Origin of the sequence: Methylobacterium adhaesivum (assembly GCF_022179065.1) — a bacterium.
Taxonomy (GTDB): Bacteria; Pseudomonadota; Alphaproteobacteria; order Rhizobiales; family Beijerinckiaceae; genus Methylobacterium; species Methylobacterium adhaesivum.
This window is the reverse complement of sequence record NZ_BPQD01000007.1, coordinates 197,581-214,672: the sequence shown is the minus strand read 5'-3', so window position 1 is coordinate 214,672 and position 17,092 is coordinate 197,581. Positions and strand designations below refer to the sequence as shown.

General features: G+C 68.7%; 18 protein-coding genes. 10 read left to right on the top strand and 8 right to left on the bottom strand.

The annotated features are described in order from the left end of the window. Window positions 1-162: 162 nt before the first annotated feature. From MFF01_RS08380 to MFF01_RS08355, 6 genes are all read left to right on the top strand, one after another. On the top strand, window positions 163-1,563 hold the full coding sequence (locus MFF01_RS08380) for a dicarboxylate/amino acid:cation symporter (protein WP_238223852.1): 1,401 nt from the start codon (window positions 163-165) through the stop codon (window positions 1,561-1,563). Continuing rightward, window positions 1,560-2,486 carry an ROK family protein gene (locus MFF01_RS08375; RefSeq protein WP_238223851.1) on the top strand — a complete coding sequence of 309 codons (927 nt, stop codon included), beginning with the start codon at window positions 1,560-1,562 and terminating at the stop codon, window positions 2,484-2,486. Before MFF01_RS08380 ends, MFF01_RS08375 begins: the two co-directional genes overlap by 4 nt. Window positions 2,487-2,536: 50 nt before the next feature. Beyond that, window positions 2,537-3,544 carry an ArsR/SmtB family transcription factor gene (locus MFF01_RS08370; protein WP_238223850.1) on the top strand — a complete coding sequence of 336 codons (1,008 nt, stop codon included), beginning with the start codon at window positions 2,537-2,539 and terminating at the stop codon, window positions 3,542-3,544. 59 nt (window positions 3,545-3,603) lie between these two features. After that, complete coding sequence (gene metF / locus MFF01_RS08365; RefSeq protein WP_238223849.1) at window positions 3,604-4,524, top strand: methylenetetrahydrofolate reductase [NAD(P)H]; 921 nt, start codon at window positions 3,604-3,606, stop codon at window positions 4,522-4,524. Window positions 4,525-4,674: 150 nt separating this feature from the next. Beyond that, on the top strand, window positions 4,675-8,427 hold the full coding sequence (gene metH / locus MFF01_RS08360) for a methionine synthase (RefSeq protein WP_238223848.1): 3,753 nt from the start codon (window positions 4,675-4,677) through the stop codon (window positions 8,425-8,427). 189 nt (window positions 8,428-8,616) lie between these two features. Then, window positions 8,617-9,057 carry a hypothetical protein gene (locus MFF01_RS08355; protein ID WP_238223847.1) on the top strand — a complete coding sequence of 147 codons (441 nt, stop codon included), beginning with the start codon at window positions 8,617-8,619 and terminating at the stop codon, window positions 9,055-9,057. Window positions 9,058-9,060: 3 nt separating this feature from the next. On the opposite strand, the gene MFF01_RS08350 is transcribed toward MFF01_RS08355, so the two are convergent. Further along, window positions 9,061-9,276 (bottom strand): hypothetical protein, encoded by a 216-nt coding sequence (locus MFF01_RS08350; RefSeq protein WP_238223846.1) that lies wholly within the window; start codon window positions 9,274-9,276, stop codon window positions 9,061-9,063. A 185-nt stretch (window positions 9,277-9,461) separates the two neighbouring features. Between MFF01_RS08350 and fae the strand changes: the two genes are divergently transcribed. Beyond that, a complete protein-coding gene (gene fae / locus MFF01_RS08345) occupies window positions 9,462-10,001 on the top strand; it encodes a formaldehyde-activating enzyme (RefSeq protein ID WP_238223845.1) in 540 nt (179 codons plus the stop codon). Window positions 10,002-10,141: 140 nt separating this feature from the next. After that, entirely contained in the window at window positions 10,142-10,555 is a 414-nt protein-coding gene (locus tag MFF01_RS08340) for a DUF1236 domain-containing protein (RefSeq protein WP_238223841.1), read from the top strand. A 52-nt stretch (window positions 10,556-10,607) separates the two neighbouring features. On the opposite strand, the gene MFF01_RS08335 is transcribed toward MFF01_RS08340, so the two are convergent. From MFF01_RS08335 to MFF01_RS08310, 6 genes are all read right to left on the bottom strand, one after another. Beyond that, window positions 10,608-10,886, bottom strand: coding sequence for a hypothetical protein (locus tag MFF01_RS08335; RefSeq protein WP_238223839.1), 279 nt, complete (start codon window positions 10,884-10,886; stop codon window positions 10,608-10,610). 163 nt (window positions 10,887-11,049) lie between these two features. Then, the gene (locus MFF01_RS08330; RefSeq protein WP_238223837.1) at window positions 11,050-11,403 is read right to left on the bottom strand and encodes a hypothetical protein; all 354 of its coding nucleotides are present in this window, start codon (window positions 11,401-11,403) and stop codon (window positions 11,050-11,052) included. 133 nt (window positions 11,404-11,536) lie between these two features. Then, on the bottom strand, window positions 11,537-12,310 hold the full coding sequence (locus MFF01_RS08325; protein ID WP_238223835.1) for a class I SAM-dependent methyltransferase: 774 nt from the start codon (window positions 12,308-12,310) through the stop codon (window positions 11,537-11,539). A gap of 22 nt (window positions 12,311-12,332) precedes the next feature. Continuing rightward, window positions 12,333-13,808 carry an amino acid permease gene (locus MFF01_RS08320; RefSeq protein ID WP_238223833.1) on the bottom strand — a complete coding sequence of 492 codons (1,476 nt, stop codon included), beginning with the start codon at window positions 13,806-13,808 and terminating at the stop codon, window positions 12,333-12,335. Window positions 13,809-13,919: 111 nt separating this feature from the next. Then, window positions 13,920-14,654 carry a DJ-1/PfpI family protein gene (locus MFF01_RS08315; RefSeq protein WP_238223831.1) on the bottom strand — a complete coding sequence of 245 codons (735 nt, stop codon included), beginning with the start codon at window positions 14,652-14,654 and terminating at the stop codon, window positions 13,920-13,922. A 94-nt stretch (window positions 14,655-14,748) separates the two neighbouring features. After that, window positions 14,749-15,114 (bottom strand): SWIB/MDM2 domain-containing protein, encoded by a 366-nt coding sequence (locus tag MFF01_RS08310; protein WP_238223830.1) that lies wholly within the window; start codon window positions 15,112-15,114, stop codon window positions 14,749-14,751. Between the two features lie 553 nt (window positions 15,115-15,667). Here MFF01_RS08310 and MFF01_RS22040 point away from each other — a divergent pair. Both MFF01_RS22040 and MFF01_RS08305 read left to right on the top strand, forming a co-directional pair. Next, a complete protein-coding gene (locus MFF01_RS22040; protein WP_283207167.1) occupies window positions 15,668-15,793 on the top strand; it encodes a hypothetical protein in 126 nt (41 codons plus the stop codon). Between the two features lie 120 nt (window positions 15,794-15,913). Next, window positions 15,914-16,348: a PRC-barrel domain-containing protein gene (locus MFF01_RS08305; protein ID WP_238223829.1), complete on the top strand. Its 435-nt coding sequence runs from the start codon at window positions 15,914-15,916 to the stop codon at window positions 16,346-16,348. Window positions 16,349-16,400: 52 nt separating this feature from the next. On the opposite strand, the gene MFF01_RS08300 is transcribed toward MFF01_RS08305, so the two are convergent. Beyond that, window positions 16,401-16,778: a hypothetical protein gene (locus tag MFF01_RS08300; RefSeq protein WP_238223828.1), complete on the bottom strand. Its 378-nt coding sequence runs from the start codon at window positions 16,776-16,778 to the stop codon at window positions 16,401-16,403. Window positions 16,779-17,092: the final 314 nt, after the last annotated feature.

Genomic DNA, 17,092 nt, shown 5'->3' with positions numbered 1-17,092 from the left:
CCCCGGAGGCGTGCTCGCCGCGCCTCCGGCCATGGTCGCACGTGCTGGAATGTCACTTTCATCCCGCACTCCCTGATTGAGCAGCGCGTGCAACTTCGCTAGCTTCCCGGCCAAGAAACAGAACGGTGTGCGCGGGTTCCGGAGCGCACGGGCGAGGAAGCGATGTCCCAGGCGACGACTCACGGCACCGTGGCCGAGCCCCCTCGGGTGGCTGAGCCCTGGTACAAGGTTCTCTATATCCAGGTGCTGATCGCCATCGCGCTCGGCATCCTGCTCGGCTACCTGCAGCCGGAATGGGGCAAGTCGGTCAAGTGGCTGGGCGATGCCTTCATCGCCCTGATCAAGATGATGATCGCGCCGATCATCTTCTGCACCATCGTGCACGGCATCGCCTCCATCGGCGACTTGAAGAAGGTCGGCCGCGTCGGCCTCAAGGCCCTGGTCTACTTCGAGGTGGTCTCCACCGTCGCGCTCCTCATCGGCGTCCTCGTCGGCGAGGTGGTCAGGCCGGGCGCGGGCTTCAATGCCGACGTGACCAAGCTCGATGGCAAGGCCGTCGAGAAATACGCCAAGCTGGCGGCGGATGACTCTGTGACCGGCCACATCATGGCCCTGATCCCCAAGAGCTTCTTCGACGCCTTCGCCACCGGCGACCTGCTCCAGGTGCTGCTGATCTCGATCCTCACCGGCGTCGTCGTCACCGGGATGGGCCAGCGCGGCGAGACCATCGCCCACGCCATCGACACGATGGGGCAGGTGTTCTTCCGCATCATCGGCCTCGTGGTGAAGCTCGCGCCCATCGGCGCCTTCGGCGCCATGGCCTTCACCATCGGCCAGTACGGCATCGGCAAGGTGGTCGATCTCGCCTGGCTGGTCGGCACCTTCTACGTCACCGCCTTCCTGTTCGTGGTGGTCGTCCTCGGCGCCATCGCCCGCGTGGCCGGCTTCTCGATCTTCCGCTTCCTCGCCTACATCAAGGACGAGCTCCTCATCGTGCTCGGCACCTCGTCGTCCGAGACGGTGCTGCCGCACATGATGACGAAGATGCGCCGGCTGGGCGCCTCCGACTCCGTGGTCGGCCTCGTGATCCCGACGGGGTATTCGTTCAACCTCGACGGCACCAACATCTACATGACCCTGGCGACGCTGTTCCTCGCCCAGGCCGTGGGGGCGGACCTGTCGTTCGCCCAGTACGCCACCATCATCCTCGTCGCCATGCTGACCTCGAAGGGTGCGTCGGGCGTGACGGGCGCTGGCTTCATCACCCTCGCGGCGACGCTGTCGGCCATTCCCAACAACCCGGTGCCCGTCGCCGCCATGACCCTGATCCTCGGCGTCGACAAGTTCATGTCCGAGTGCCGGGCCATCACCAACCTCATCGGCAACGGCGTCGCCACCGTGGTGGTCAGCCGCTGGGAGGGCGAACTCGACCGCGAGAAGCTGCGTCAGGTGATGGAGCACCCCGTCTCCATCGGCACGGATATCTCGGATCACGCTCCCAATATGGATCCGGCGACCACACCGTCGGCCGCCGCCGCGCCGATCCCCGCCCACGCGCGGTGAGCGAAGCGACCTTGCGTCTCGGCATCGATCTCGGCGGCACCAAGATCGCCGGGATCGTCCTCGACGGGACAGGGGCGACGCGGGCGGAGGCCCGCATCCCGACGCCCCGCGACGACTATGCCGGCACCCTCGCGGCCCTCGTCGCCCTCGTCGCCGCTCTGGAGGCCCGGTCCGGCCCCGTCCAGAGCGTCGGGGTCGGGATGCCGGGGGCCATCGCGCCGGGGACCGGCCTCGTCAAGAACGCCAATTCGACCTGGCTCAACGGCCGCCCCTTCGCCGCCGACCTCGCCCAGAGCCTCGGCCGGCCCGTGCGCGTCGAGAATGATGCCAATTGCCTCGCCGTCTCCGAGGCCGTGGATGGGGCGGGGGCCGGGGCCTCCATCGTCTGGGCGATCATCCTCGGGACCGGCGTCGGCTCCGGCATCGCCCTCGACGGCCGGGCACTGGCGGGCCGGGGGCGCATCGCCGGTGAGTGGGGCCACAACCCGCTGCCCCGGCCCCGCGACGACGAGCGGCCGGGTCCGGCCTGCTATTGCGGGCGAACCGGCTGCATCGAGACCTGGCTCTCCGGCCCCGGACTCGCCGCCGACCATGCCCGCCAGACCGGCACCACCCTCACGGCCGAGGCCGTCGTGGCGGCGATGCGCGTAGGCGACCCGAGCGCGGAAAAAACCTTCGCCCGTTACCGCGACCGCCTCGGCCGGGCGCTGGCCCACGTCGTCAACATCCTCGATCCCGACGCCATCGTGATCGGCGGCGGCCTCTCGCGCCTCCCCGAACTGTTCGACGGGCTCGGCGACCTCACGGCCCCGCACGTGTTCTCCGACCGGTTCGACACGCCGATCCGCCCGAGCCTGCACGGCGACGCCTCGGGCGTGCGCGGGGCGGCGTGGCTGTGGAATGGAAACACGGATGGTCCCTGAGACCGTCCGCCCCCTTGCCAGGGCTACGGATTGCACATAAAGATATCTTTATGTCTATCGCGGGTTCCTCAGTGTCAGTCCCGGTGCCGTTCGCGCACGCCCTCGGCGTGCTGCGCGCGGCGGCCGAGGAGACGCGCCTGCGCATCCTTGCCCTCCTGGCCGAGGGCGAGCTGTCGGTCTCGGACCTCACCGACATCCTCGGCCAGTCGCAGCCGCGCATCTCGCGCCATCTCAAGCTCCTCGTGGAAGCCGGCCTCGTCGAGCGCCACCGCGAGGGCGCGTGGGCGTTCTTCCGCCTCGTCGACGGCCGGGCCGGCCTCGTCGACCCGCTCATCGGCGGGCTCGATGCGGGAAGCCCGCCGCTGTCGGAGGACAGGGCGCGGCGCGAGGCCGTGCGCGCCCAGCGGGCCGAGGCGGCCCAAGCCTTCTTCGCCCGCCTCGCGCCGAAATGGGACCATCTGCGCTCCCTTCACGTCCCCGAGGCCACGGTTGAGGCCGCCGTCCTCGACGTGCTCGGCAGCCGGCCGATCCACAATCTCATCGATCTCGGCACCGGCACCGGCCGGATGCTCGGCCTGCTCGCCGATCGCGCCACCCGAGCCACCGGCCTCGATTCCAGCCACGCCATGCTGTCCGTCGCCCGGGCCAACCTGGAGCGGGCCGGCCTGTCGCGGGTGGATCTCCGCCAGGGTGACATTCATGCGCCCCCCTTCGGGCGCGGCAGCTTCGACCTCGTGCTCGTGCATCAGGTGCTGCACTATCTCGACGATCCGGCCCGGGCGCTCCGCGAGGCCGCGCGCCTCGTGGCGCCGGGGGGACGTCTCCTCGTGGTGGATTTCGCCCCCCACGGCCTCGAATTCCTGCGCGAGACGCAGGCCCATCGCCGCCTCGGCTTCGCGCCCGAGCAGGTGACGGGCTGGCTCAACGATGCCGGACTGTCCACCGTCACCACCCGCGATCTCGCGCCGCCACCGGCGGAGGCCGCGCATCAGCTCACCGTCACCCTCTGGCTCGGGGTGGATGCCGCCGAAGCCATGCCCGAGCGCGCCGTCGCCTGAACGGCGCCCACGCTCTTCGCCCGAATCGTCTGAACCGACCGACATTGAGGACGTCTCCGATGCCCACCGCCTCTCAACATCGCGCCAGCCGGGACGGCTACCGTCCCATCCGTGTCTCCATCGAGTTCTTCCCGCCGAAGACCGACGAGATGGAACAGATCCTGTGGAAGTCCATCGAGCGCCTCGCGCCGCTGCAGCCGAAATTCGTCTCCGTGACCTACGGCGCCGGCGGCTCCACTCGTGAGCGCACCCACAACACCGTGGCCCGCATGGTCCGCGAAACCAGCCTGAAGCCCGCCGCCCATCTCACCTGCGTCGATGCCACCCGCGAGGAGATCGACGCCGTGGTGCAATCCTACTGGGATGCCGGCGTGCGCCACATCGTGGCCCTGCGCGGCGATCCGCAGGACGGCATCGGCACTGCCTACCGGCCGCATCCCGGCGGCTACGCCCAGACCTCGGATCTGGTGGCCGGAATCAAGCGCATCGGCGACTTCAAGGTCTCGGTCTCGGCCTACCCCGAGAAGCACCCGGAGGCGTCCTCGCTGGACGCCGATATCGACGCCTTGAAGGCGAAGGTCGATGCCGGCGCCGATCAGGCGATCACGCAGTTCTTCTTCGAGAACGACATCTATCTGCGCTACGTCGACAAGGTCCGCGCCGCCGGCATCGACATCCCGATCATCCCCGGCATCCTGCCGGTGCAGAACTTCAAGCAGTCGGCGAACTTCGCCCGCCGCACGGGCGCCTCGGTGCCGTACTGGCTCGCCGCCCGCTTCGAGGGCCTGGAGAACGATCCCGACACCCGTCGCCTCGTGGCGGCGGCGGTGGCGGCCGAGCAGGTGCTCGACCTCGTGGACCAGGGCATCGAGGACTTCCACTTCTACTCGATGAACCGCTCCGACCTCGTCTACGCCATCTGCCACCTCCTCGGCCTGCGGTCGCAGGCGCCGAAGGTGGAAGCCGCCAAGGCGGCCTGATCTTCTTTCGTCCCGGAGCGAATCCCGGACCCGGACACGACAGCGTTACCGGACGAGACCGTCCGGCCGCCATCCCAGATTTCCTCAGAACCTGCGCGGTTCTGGATCCCGGGTTCCGCTTCGCGGCCCCGGGATGACACCGAGAGAGCCATGACCGACCTTCGCCCCGTGGACGGACAAGAGATCGAAGCGGCCCTGCGTCAGCGGGCGCAGGAAAAAATCCTCGTCCTCGATGGGGCGATGGGCACCGTGATCCAGCGCCTCGGCTACGGCGAGGCGGATTTTCGCGGGGACCGGTTCGCGGATCACGGCCACGATCAGAAGGGCAACAACGACCTCCTGATCCTGACGCAGCCCGACGCGATCCGGCAGATCCATCTGGACTACTTCCTTGCCGGCGCCGATGTCTGCGAGACCAACACGTTCTCCGGCACCACCATCGCCCAGGCCGATTACGGCATGGAATCGATCATCCACGAACTGAACGCGCAGGGTGCGCGCCTCGCTCGTGAGGCCGCCGCCCTGGCGGAGAAGCAGGACGGCCGCCGCCGCTTCGTCGCCGGTGCCATCGGGCCGACGAACCGCACCCTGTCGATCTCGCCCGACGTGAACAATCCGGGCTACCGGGCCGTGACCTTCGACGGGGTGAAGCAGGCCTACGAGGAGCAGGTGCGCGGCCTCATGGATGGCGGCGCCGAGCTCATCCTCATCGAGACCATCTTCGACACCCTCAATGCGAAAGCCGCCGTGGCGGCCGCCTGGGCGGTGTTCGAGGAGCGCGGCATGGTCCTGCCGATCATGATCTCGGGCACCATCACGGATCTCTCCGGCCGCACCCTCTCGGGCCAGACGCCGGAAGCGTTCTGGAATGCCCTGCGCCACGCGCGCCCGCTCACCATCGGCCTCAACTGTGCGCTGGGCGCCCGCGAAATGCGCGGCCACATCTCCGAATTATCGCGCATCGCCGACACCCTGGTCTGCGCCTATCCGAATGCCGGCCTGCCCAACGAGTTCGGCCTCTACGACGAGAGCCCCGAGGCCATGGGCAAGCTCGTTGGCGAGTTCGCCACCTCGGGCCTCGTCAACATGGTCGGCGGCTGCTGCGGCACCACGCCGGACCACATCCGCGCCATCGCGCAGGCCGTCGAGGGCGTGAAACCCCGCGCGATTCCGCAAGTGCCGCGCCTCATGCGCCTGTCGGGTCTCGAGCCGTTCACCCTCACGAAGGAAATCCCCTTCGTGAATGTCGGCGAGCGCACCAACGTCACGGGTTCGGCCAAATTCAGGAAGCTCGTCACGGCCGGCGATTACGCGGCGGCGCTCGACGTCGCCCGCGATCAGGTGGCGGCGGGCGCCAGCATCATCGACGTCAACATGGACGAGGGCCTGCTCGATTCCGAGAAGGCCATGGTCGAGTTCCTCAACCTCGTTGCCGCCGAGCCCGACATCGCCCGCGTGCCGGTGATGATCGATTCCTCGAAATTCCACGTCATCGAGGCCGGCCTGAAATGCGTTCAGGGCAAGGCTATCGTGAACTCGATCTCCATGAAGGAGGGCGTCGAGAAGTTCATCGCCGACGCCAAGGTCTGCCGCTCCTACGGCGCCGCCGTGGTGGTGATGGCCTTCGACGAGCAGGGGCAGGCCGACACCCTGGAGCGCAAGGTCGAGATCTGCACCAAGGCGTACCGGGTCCTGACCGAGGAGGTCGGTTTCCCGCCGGAAGACATCATCTTCGATCCCAACGTCTTCGCCGTCGCTACCGGCATCGAGGAGCATAACGGCTACGGCGTCGCTTTCATCGAGGCGACCCGCACCATCCGCGAGACACTGCCGCATGCCCACATCTCGGGCGGCATCTCGAACCTGTCCTTCGCGTTCCGGGGCAACGAGCCCGTGCGCGAGGCCATGCACGCGGTGTTCCTCTACCACGCCATCCAGGCCGGCATGGACATGGGCATCGTCAATGCCGGTCAGCTCGCCATCTACGACGAGCTGCCGGCGGAGCTGCGCGAGCTGTGTGAGGACGTGGTCCTCAACCGCCGCGACGATTCCACCGACCGCCTGCTGGACGCCGCCGCGCGCTTCAAGTCCGGCGGCGGCGTCCAGGCCAAGACCGCCGACCTCTCCTGGCGCGAGGCTCCGGTGGAGAAGCGCATCGAGCACGCCCTCGTCAACGGGATCACCGAGTACATCCTCGCCGATACCGAGGAGGCCCGCCTCGGCGTGGAGCGTCCGCTCCACGTCATCGAAGGCCCCCTGATGGCCGGCATGAACGTGGTCGGCGACCTGTTCGGCTCCGGAAAGATGTTCCTGCCGCAGGTGGTCAAATCCGCCCGCGTGATGAAGCAGGCGGTGGCTTATCTCGAACCGTTCATGGAGGCGGAGAAGCTCGCCAATGGCGGCGACGGCAAGCGTCAGGCCGCCGGCAAGATCCTCATGGCGACGGTGAAGGGCGACGTCCACGACATCGGCAAGAACATCGTCGGCGTCGTGCTGGCCTGCAACAACTACGAGATCATCGATCTCGGCGTGATGGTGCCGGCGGCCAAGATCCTCGACGTCGCCAAACGCGAGAACGTCGACATCGTCGGCCTATCCGGCCTCATCACCCCGTCGCTCGACGAGATGGTGCACGTCGCCGCCGAGATGGAGCGCGAGGGCTTTTCGGTGCCCCTGCTCATCGGCGGGGCCACGACGAGCCGCGTCCATACCGCCGTCAAGATCCACCCGTCCTATAACCGGGGCCAGACGGTGTACGTCACCGATGCGAGCCGGGCCGTCGGCGTGGTGTCGAGCCTGCTGTCGAAGGAGACGCGGGATTCGACCATCGACACCATCCGCGCCGAATACCGGAAAGTCTCCGACGCCCATGCGCGGTCGGAACTCGACAAGCAGCGCCTGCCGCTCGCGAAAGCCCGCGCCAATCCGTTCCGGATCGACTGGTCGGGCTATGCGCCGAAGAAACCCACCTTCACGGGTGCGAGGGTCTTCGCCTCCTACGAGGTCGCCGACCTCGTGCCCTACATCGACTGGACGCCGTTCCTGCAGACCTACGAGTTCAAGGGGCGCTACCCGGCGATCTTCGAGGACCCCAACCAGGGACCGGCGGCCAAAGCCCTGTTCGACGACGCGCAGGAGATGCTGGCCCAGATCGTCGCCGAGCGCTGGTTCAACCCGAAGGCGATCATCGGCTTCTGGCCGGCCAATGCCATCGGGGACGACATCGCCCTCTACACCGGCGAGAGTCGGTCTGAAAAACTCGCCACCTTCCACGGCCTGCGCCAGCAATTGTCGAAGCGCGACGGGCGCGCCAACACGTGTCTCTCCGACTTCGTGGCCCCGAAGGATTCCGGAATCGCCGATTACGTCGGCGGCTTCGTGGTCACGGCGGGCCTGGAGGAGGTGCGCATCGCCGAGCGTTTCGAGCGGGCCAACGACGATTACCGCTCGATCCTCGTGAAGGCGCTCGCCGACCGCATCGCCGAGGCGCTCGCCGAGCGCATGCACGAGCGGGTCCGCCGCGAGTTCTGGGGCTACGCCGCCGAGGAGAGCTACACCCCCGAGGATCTGGTCCGCGAAGAGTATGCGGGCATCCGCCCGGCCCCCGGCTACCCGTCCCAACCCGACCACACCGAGAAGGTGACGCTGTTCGACCTGCTGAAGGCCGAATCGCGCATCGGCGTGAAGCTCACCGAGAGCTACGCCATGTGGCCGGGCTCGTCGGTGTCGGGCCTCTACATCGCCCATCCGGAGTCGCACTATTTCGGCGTCGCCAAGGTCGAGCGTGATCAGGTCGAGGATTACGCCGCCCGCAAGGGCATGGATCTGCGGGAGGTGGAACGCTGGCTCGGGCCGATCCTCAACTACGATCCGGCCCGCTACCTCGCGGCGGCGGCGGAGTAGCGCTGAGGGTCCTCGGGATTTCGAAGGGATCATCCCTACGGCGGGTGTCGGGTGCAAGCCCGACACCCGTCCCTTGGTAGTCCTATCGATTGCCCGGGACTGTGGCCGGACGAGGCTTGACCGTGCGGGCGCCCGCCCTTCAATGCTGGGCCGGACTTCGACACGGCCAGACGGAAGGGCGCCCCGATCGTGTACCGGCTGACCAGCCTCATCGGCATCGCCGTCCTGGGCCTCCTGGCCTCGGGCTGCACCGGCTTCTCCTACCTGTCGAAGACCTACGTCGCCCTGACGCCCCAGGTGGTCACCATCGGCTGCAAGGACCCCTACGAGGTCTACGACCAGCGCCGCATCCGCAAGATGCTGATCGTGTCGAACGCCCTGCGCGAATTCACCGGCTGTGGCAGCGACGACCGCCTCGACGGCGGCGATCCGGGGCTCACCCGCGCCAAGCGGTTCCGCGAGGCGGCACGGGCCTATCTCGATGAGACCGTGCGGGAGGATTGCAAGATCACCGGCGAGACGGTGTTCAGCGATCTGCAGACCGAATTCACCTACACCTGCGCCGGGCCCATCGAGCCGCGCGACACCAAGGTTCCGCGCCTGCCGGGCCGCTCGCGCGTCGGCCTTTGACCGTCAGGCCTCGGGCGGCGTCGAGAACGTTCGCTCGATGGCGTCGCCCGCCGCCGCCAGCAGAGCGCGGGCTAGGGTGCGCGCCTCGTCCCGGTCGAGGGCGAGGATTGCCGTGAACGGCTGTCCGGCGACATCGGGCAGGCCGATCTCGACCTGAACCCCGTCCGCCCTGGCGGCGACCGACAGGCTCCAGTCCCGGTCGTGTGCCCCTCCGCTCATCGGCCCGTGTTCCTTCCGCGATGATGCTCCACCGGCCCTACGGGACCGGTCCCGCCCTCCATGACCGATCCGCTCCCGCGAGGCCAGGGTAGTGCCCCGCGATTGACGGCGCGCCGCCCTCTGGTGTTTGTGCGCCCCGGCCCATTCGGCCCGTCGCCGGGCCTCTTTTGTCAGGAAACACCACCATGTCCGAGATCTGGTTCCGAACCGGCGAAGCCACTGTCCTGGCCGCTGACGGTCAGTACACCGATGCCATGCCGGAGGTGCTCATCGGCTCCACCCGTGGTCCCGCCGGCCAGGCTTTCGCCACCATGATGGGCCAGGTCCAGGGCCACACCCGGATGTTCGTGGTGCGCGACCTCAACCAGCTCGTGCGCCCGGCCACGATGATGACGACCAAGGCCACGATCCACACGGCCGAATACGTCGAACTGCTCGGCGGCGTCGTCCAGGCGGCGACGGGTGACGCCATCATCGACTGCGTCATCGACGGCGTGCTGCCGAAGGACGGCCTCGACGACCTGTGCATGATCATCATGATCTGGCTCGATCCGCGCTGCGCCGAGGATGCCAACCTCGATCGCAAGGATCTCTATCGCACCAACTACGAGGCGACGAAGCTCGCCATTGCCCGCGCCATGAAGGGCGAGCCGTCCATCGACGAGCTCATCGCCAACCGCAAGACGGTGAAGCACTACGCCCTGGAAGACGTGATCGATTACTGATTCGATCCGTTCGCGCGCGTCTCCGTGGCGTGTGTGGAACAGCGGGCGGCCGAGGGGCCGCCCGAACCGAAGCGGACCGATCCGGGTTGTCTGTCGGAGACGCTGAGACGCGCCGATCGGCCCCGCCCCAGGAAAACATCATGATTTCGAGATCCGTGACGATCGCCGCCATGCTGGCCCTCGGCCTCGGCTCTGCCGTGCACGCGCAGGGCCTCGCGCGCGGCGCGCAGGACGGGGCGGAACGGGGCGGGAATATCGCCGGGCCCCTCGGGGCGGCGGTGGGAAGCGCCATCGGCGGGGCCGTTGGCACAGCCAACGAGATCCTCGGCATCGACCGGCGCGAGCGGTTTCGAATCTACGCCCTCGGCGAGCGCCGGCCGTCGTTTGCCTATGCGGGCCCGGTCCGGGTCGGAACGGTTCTGCCGCCGAACGGCGTCGTCTACTACGACGTGCCGCCCGAATTCGCCCTCAAGGGCTTGAACTACACCATCGTCAACGATCACCCGGTCCTGGTCGATCCGGCGACGAGCCGGATCGTCGAGGTGATCGACTGAAACGCCGTTGGGCCGGTGGCATCAGCCCCGGCCCTGACGTTGTCCGAGTCGATCAGCGGTCGCGACGCTCGCGCCCCGTGCCGCGCTCCATGCGCTCCTCACGGCGCTCCATACGGTCCTCGCGGCGGTCGGGGTCGACGCCGAGGACGCCACCGACCGTTCCGGTCGCGGCTCCGACCGCACCGCCGACGATGCCGCCGACGGGTCCCGCCGCGCGGTTGCCGTCTTCGGCGCCGCGCTCGGCGCCACGGAGGGTGCCCTGCGCCTGAGCCGTGGCCGACAGGGCCAGGGGGGCGAGGACGAGGGTGGTCGCGAGGAAGAATGTCTTCATGGTCGGTTCCTTGAATGGGAGGGCGGAAAGGCCCTACGGCGCACCACGCCGAAAGGGCTTGCTCACACAGTCAACGAACGACGGCCGGATTGGTCCCATTTTCCCGCGTCGTCTCCGAACAGCCGGGACGAAGGGAGGTCCGGCGGACAAGCGCCGGAGCGGTTCAGCAGCTCAGGCGGCGTCCCTCGCGGCGGCCGAACTTCTGGTAATGCGCGAGCGCCGAGGTGAGCTGGCCGTTGCGCAGGGCCTGGGCGACATCGGGATTGCACCGGACATAGGCGCGCTCGTCGAACCCGCCGCCGCGCTCGGCACGGTCGAAGTCGCGCCCGCGCGAACGCCCGCCGCGATCATCGTCGTCGTACCGGCCACGGCGGTCGTAGTCCCGGTCGCGGTAGCCCGAATCGCGCCGGTCGTAGCCGGAATCACGCCGGTCGTAGCCGTAGGGCTGCGCCAGGGCGAGGTCGACCGGGGCCAGCAGGCTCATGCCCACGGCCGCGGCTGTAAAAAGTGCTTTCATGATGCGTTCTCCCTTGTCGAGAAGCCTAACGATCCACGACCGGTTTCGGTTCGTTGGTCGACGGCCCCGCTTGGGAGGATGGCCGTCGGGATCGCCCTTGGACAGGGTTCGGCCCGCCGATTCACCGGCACATTCAACGGGTGAACACGTAGATCACCTCGCGGCCCGTCTCGGAGCCGTCGAAATCGCCCTGGACCCGCGTGAGGGTGAGGCCGCAGCGCCGCGCGCTGGCGTCGATCTCGTCGCGATCGACGGCGTGATAGACGAGGTCTTCGCGCGACTGGCGGGTGACGGTGCAGCCCGCATCCATGAGGGTGTAGTCCATGACCTGGAGGAAACGGCCGGTCGCCTCGTCGTAGGTCCGCGCGACGACGCGGATGCGGACACGGTCCCCGGCCTCGTTGTAGGGCCCGGACAGCTCCTCGTCGCCAAGCGGCCTGCGCAGCATGGCGGGGGCCGGCAGGTGGATCGCGGCCCGTCCGCCGGGCTTGAGGTGCCCCGCCACCACCGCGAGGGCATCGGCCCGCGCGTCCGGGCTCGCGAGGTGGGCATAGCCGTAGAATGGGATGATCACCGCGTCGAACAGGCGTCCCAGCGCCACGCGCGTCATGTCCCCCCGCATCAGGGCGATCCGGCCGCCGACCTCCGGGGGCAGGCGCTCGCACTTCATCGCCGCCCGCTGGATCATCGCGGGCGCGAGATCGACACCGAAGACGCCGTAGCCCTGCTCCGCCAGGGCGATGACGATCCGCCCGGTGCCGCAGCCGAGTTCGAGCACCGACGCGCCCGCCGGCCCCGCCAGTTCGGCATAGAACGCGACGTCGCCCCGGAACGGGTAGGCGTTCGACACGACGTCGTAGAACGCCGCGCTGAGGCCAGCTTCGTCGTAGTAATCGAGATTGGCCATGGGGGAATTCCGTCGCGCCGGCTCAGGCGCCGGCCTCCTCGCGGCCGATGCGGCTGTGGCGGCGGCTCCAGCCAAAATAGATCACGAAGCCGAGGGCGAGCCACACGAGGAGCCGCAGCCACGTCTCGCCGTCGAGCGACACCATCATGGCAAAGCAGCTGAGGATGCCGAGGATCGGCACCAGGGGCACCAGGGGCGTGCGGTAGTCGCGCCGCGCTGCGGGCTGGGTCCGGCGCAGGATGATCACGCCGGCGCAGACGAGCATGAAGGCCAGCAGGGTGCCGATGCTGGTCATGTGGCCGAGCTGGGAGATCGGCAGGAAGCCGCCGAGCGCGCTCGTGAACACCATGAAGAACAGGTTCGAGCGGTAGGGCGTTTTCCAGGTGGGATGGATCTTCGAGAAGAAGCCCGGCAGCAGCCGGTCCTGGCTCATGGAATAGAACACCCGGCTCTGGCCGAGCAGCAGCACCAGGATCACCGTGGAAAAGCCCGCGATGACGCCCAGCGTCACGAGGCTGCGCAGCCAGGGAAACGGCGTCTGCGCGATGGCGGTGTTCACCGGGGCGGCGTCGCCCCGCATCTGGTCGTAATGGACGAGGCCGGTGAGCACGCCCGCGAAGGCGATGTAGATCACCGTGCAGATGGCGAGCGAGCCGAGGATGCCGATCATCATGTTGCGCTGGGGGTTCTTCGCCTCCTGTGCCGCCGTCGAGACGGCGTCGAAGCCGACATAGGCGAAGAACACCACGCCGGCTCCGCGCATGATCCCGCTCCAGCCGTACTCGCCGAAGGTGCCGGTGTTCTCGGGGATGAACGGCACGTAGTTCTGCGCCTTGACGTAGAACAGGCCGACTCCGACCACGACCGCCACCACGGCGAGCTTGACCATCACCACCACGGCGTTGACCCGGGCCGACTCGCGGATGCCGATCATGAGCAGCGCCGAGGCCGCCACGATGATGAGGATCGCCGGCAGGTTGACGAGGCCGTGGGCCGTGGCGCCGTCGGCGAGGGTATAGGTCTCGAAGGGCGAGTGGACGAGGCTCGGCGGCAGGTTGATGCCCAGGGTGTCGCGCAGGAACCGCGTGACGTAGCTCGACCAGCTCACCGACACGGTGGCGGCGCCGACGGCGTATTCGAGCACGAGATCCCAGCCGATGATCCAGGCGACGAGTTCGCCCATGGTGGCGTAGGCGTAGGTGTAGGCCGAGCCCGCCACGGGGATCATGCCCGCGAGTTCGCTGTAACACATGCCGGCGAAGGCGCAGGCGATGGAGGCGATGGCGAAGGAGATCACCACCGCCGGCCCCGCATGCTCGGCGGCCGCGATCCCCGTGAGGGAGAACAGGCCCGCGCCGATCACCGCGCCGATGCCCAGGGCGATGAGGCTCCAGGGGCCGAGGGTGCGGGCGAGCTTGTTCTCACCGCCCTCGGCGTCGGCGTTCAGCCGCTCGAGGGATTTCGTCCGGGTGAGATCGTCCGCCAAACCGCCGGCCATACGTCGTCTCGCTGTGGGAGAAGGGGGCAATGCCCGTGACGTTAGCGGAAATCCGCCGCCACACCAGTCGGTTGCGGTGTGTCACACGGGCCGTCCCGTACGAAAGTCGGGTCAGCCGCGGCGCGCCCGGGCGGCGGCGAGCGAGCGTTCCGTCAGCTCCTTTAGCATGGACATCGCGGCTTGTGTGATCGCCGGGCCTGCAGCCTCCGGTGTGCCCGCCGCGAAGGGCGGCTGCGGCGCGTATTCCGCCACGAGCTGGCTCGTGCGGGCATAGTCGGGATCGCGCAGACGTGCGGACAGCGCCAGGGCGAGATCGAGGCCGGCCGAGACCCCGGCCGCCGTCACCCGGTTGCGATCGAACACCACGCGCTCGGCCACCGAAATCGCTCCGAGGAGGGGGAGGACTGCATCGCGCACGCACCAATGCGAGGTCGCGCGGTAACCGGTCAGCAGGCCCGCCGCGCCGAGGATCAGCGACCCCGTGCAGACGCTCCCGATCCACGCCGCCCGTTCGGCACGGTCGCGCAGGAAGGCGAGGAGGGCGACGTCGGCCATTTGATCCGGCGTCCCGTCGCCACCGGGCACCAGGAGGATGTCGAGGTCGCGTGGGCAGGTGTCGAAATCGGCCGTCGCGACGATCTCGAGGCCGGTGTCGCTCGCCACCGGCCCGGTACGTCCGGCCACGAGATGAAGCTGAGGCCCTGCCAGACCGGCGAGCAGGACTTGCGGTCCGACCACGTCGAGGGCGGTCATGCCGGGAAACAGCACCATGGCGATCCGCAGGGGCGCTGGGTCGGTGCGTTGCGTCTCGCCGGCCAACGAGGGTGAGCCGATGGCTGCGGCCATCAGGCCGCTCGCCGTGAGGGCGACCATCTCACGGCGACTTGGAGCAGAATCCGCCGCCGGTCCCCATGTGGGACCGGCCCGACGATCCGCCGGATCAGGCCGACTTGAGATGGGCGGCGAGATGTTTGTTCATCTCGAACATGGTGCACTTGTCCTTGCCGAAGACCTTCTTGAGCTTGTCGTCGGCCAGGATCTCGCGCTTGTTCTCCGGGTTCTGAAGCTCATGCTTCTTGATGTACTCCCAGACCTTGCTCACCACTTCGCCGCGCGGAAGGTTGGCCTCGCCGACGACGGCCGCGAGCTCGGGGGAGGGCTTGAGCGGCTGCTGAAGAGCGTTGGGCTTGGCGCCGTCGCCCTTGGGGGCGGCGACCTTCTTGCCCTTGGCGGCCGGCTTCTCGTCGCCCGTCTCGGCGCCCTTGTCCGCGCTCTTGGCGGGGCTCTTGGTCGTGGTCTTGGCCATGGAATTCCTCCGAAGGTTCGGCTGCCAGCGCCGGTACGCCCACGGCACGGGGCCTCGGAGCGCATAGCTGCAACAACTAAGCAGTGTTGCGACCGTTCCAAGGGGAATCCGCCCCGGGCGCCGGGCCCGTCCACAGGGAGCGGCACCTGTGAACAGGATCGCCCGGCGGCCGAGCGCGCGAGTTCGGCGCCTCCGCGCGCCGGACTTGCGCTCGACACCCGCCGGTCCGTTGAGGCCGAAGGGCAGGAAACGGTGGAGGACGGGCGCCGGAGGCGGCCGACGAAATTCACTTAAGTCTCGAATTTTAAAAGGGAAACCATCGCCGCTGCGCCGGACGGATCTCCGGTGCGGCGCAGGTCTACGCTCATGCGCCGCGGCCGCGACCGGATTCCGGACCAGCCGTCGTGCCGCCGTGTGGAGCATAGAGCGGGCCGCATCATCCACAGGACGGCCTATCCCAAAGAATCTTCGCGCCCTCCAGTGATTTCGCTTCGGATCGGCTCTGTCGGCCTTCGGCAACGAACGGTTAAGGGGCTGTCCCGAGGGTCGCGCCATGATCCTGTCCGTCTTCGCCCTCGCCCTCGGCGCGGCCATCCTCCTCATCGGCGGCCTCGGCGCCGTGATCCAGGCCGAGGCCGCCGACGCCTCGGGCATCCCCGCCAGTGGGGTCTCGATCTGACACAAGGCTTCCCCAGGGCCGGCCTGCGACGGCCCCGCCTCCGGGGCCGTGTGGGCGGAGCCGGGAACCTGGCCGGGGCCGTCGCGCGTTGGCCGTGTCTCGACACCCCGGAGCGCCCCGATGCCGACAGACCTACCCACCGAGCGCCATCTGCGACCGCCAGGCTCCCTCGAACTCGATCCCAGGGGGGAGGGCGTCGCCATCGACGAGACGCCCCGCCTGATCGCCTCCGACAAGGTCGAGGGCACGGCGGCCTACGATGCCGCCGGCGAGCACCTCGGGACGGTGCGCAATTTCATGGTGGACAAGGTCACGGGGCAGGTCGCCTACGCGGTCCTGTCCTTCGGCGGGTTCCTCGGCCTCGGGGAGGGCCATCACCCGCTGCCGTGGCGATCCCTGCGCTACAGCGTCGAACTCGGCGGTTACATCGTGGATATTGACCGGGACACCCTCGCCCGGGCGCCGACCCACGGCGCCGGCGAGGATCCCTTCGCCGATCCGGCCTTCGGCGGGCGGCTCGACGATTACTACGGTGGGCAGCGTTTCGCGGTCTGAGACGCGCGCTCGCCGAGGCCGGCTCCCGGAGGACCGGCCCGGGAGGAACTCCTCAGAACTTGCCGCCGACGCCGACGCCGCCCGAACCGAGGCTCGGCGCCACGCCACCGCTCGAACCCGAGCGTCCCTCGCTGTTGCCCTCGATGTCCTCGCGCCGAATGCGGCGCTCCTCGGACGAGGCCGAGCGCGTGGCGCCCCCGGCCGAGCGCGGCAGATCGAGGCGTCGGGTCGGCGTCGTCTGAAGCGGGTTTCCATCGGGGTCGACGCGGGCCGAGCGCGGGCCCGCCGCATTCGGGACCGAACCACGCATCGAGGGCGGCGGGCCGACGTCGCTCTCCGGCATCACGCCGCCGCCGCCGCTCAGCGCCTGACAGCCCCCCAGGGCGGCGGCGAGGAGCACCGTGGCGCTGGCGTTACGGAAGAAGGGCATCGGCACAGGTCCTCGGGCGATCGGAGCCCGCACGTGGCGGGGTGGCAAGGTCTTCCGGGTGTGTACGACGCAGACTTGGCGAAAACCAGACGCGGCGGATCCGTGGCCGGCGCCCATTCTCGGTCGGGTCTCCACGGATGCGTGCGCTGACGCACGGAACGATTGCGGAGCGCGGGGTGGAGTGGCACAGCGGTCAAGCTCGCTTCGGCGGCCTTCACAACTTCGCCTTGGTCATTGCGCAGTGACGGGAGCCCGCGGCGCCGCGGGAGCCTGCCGGATGGATCCGGGTTCTGCACAAAGGCTGGCGTGATCAT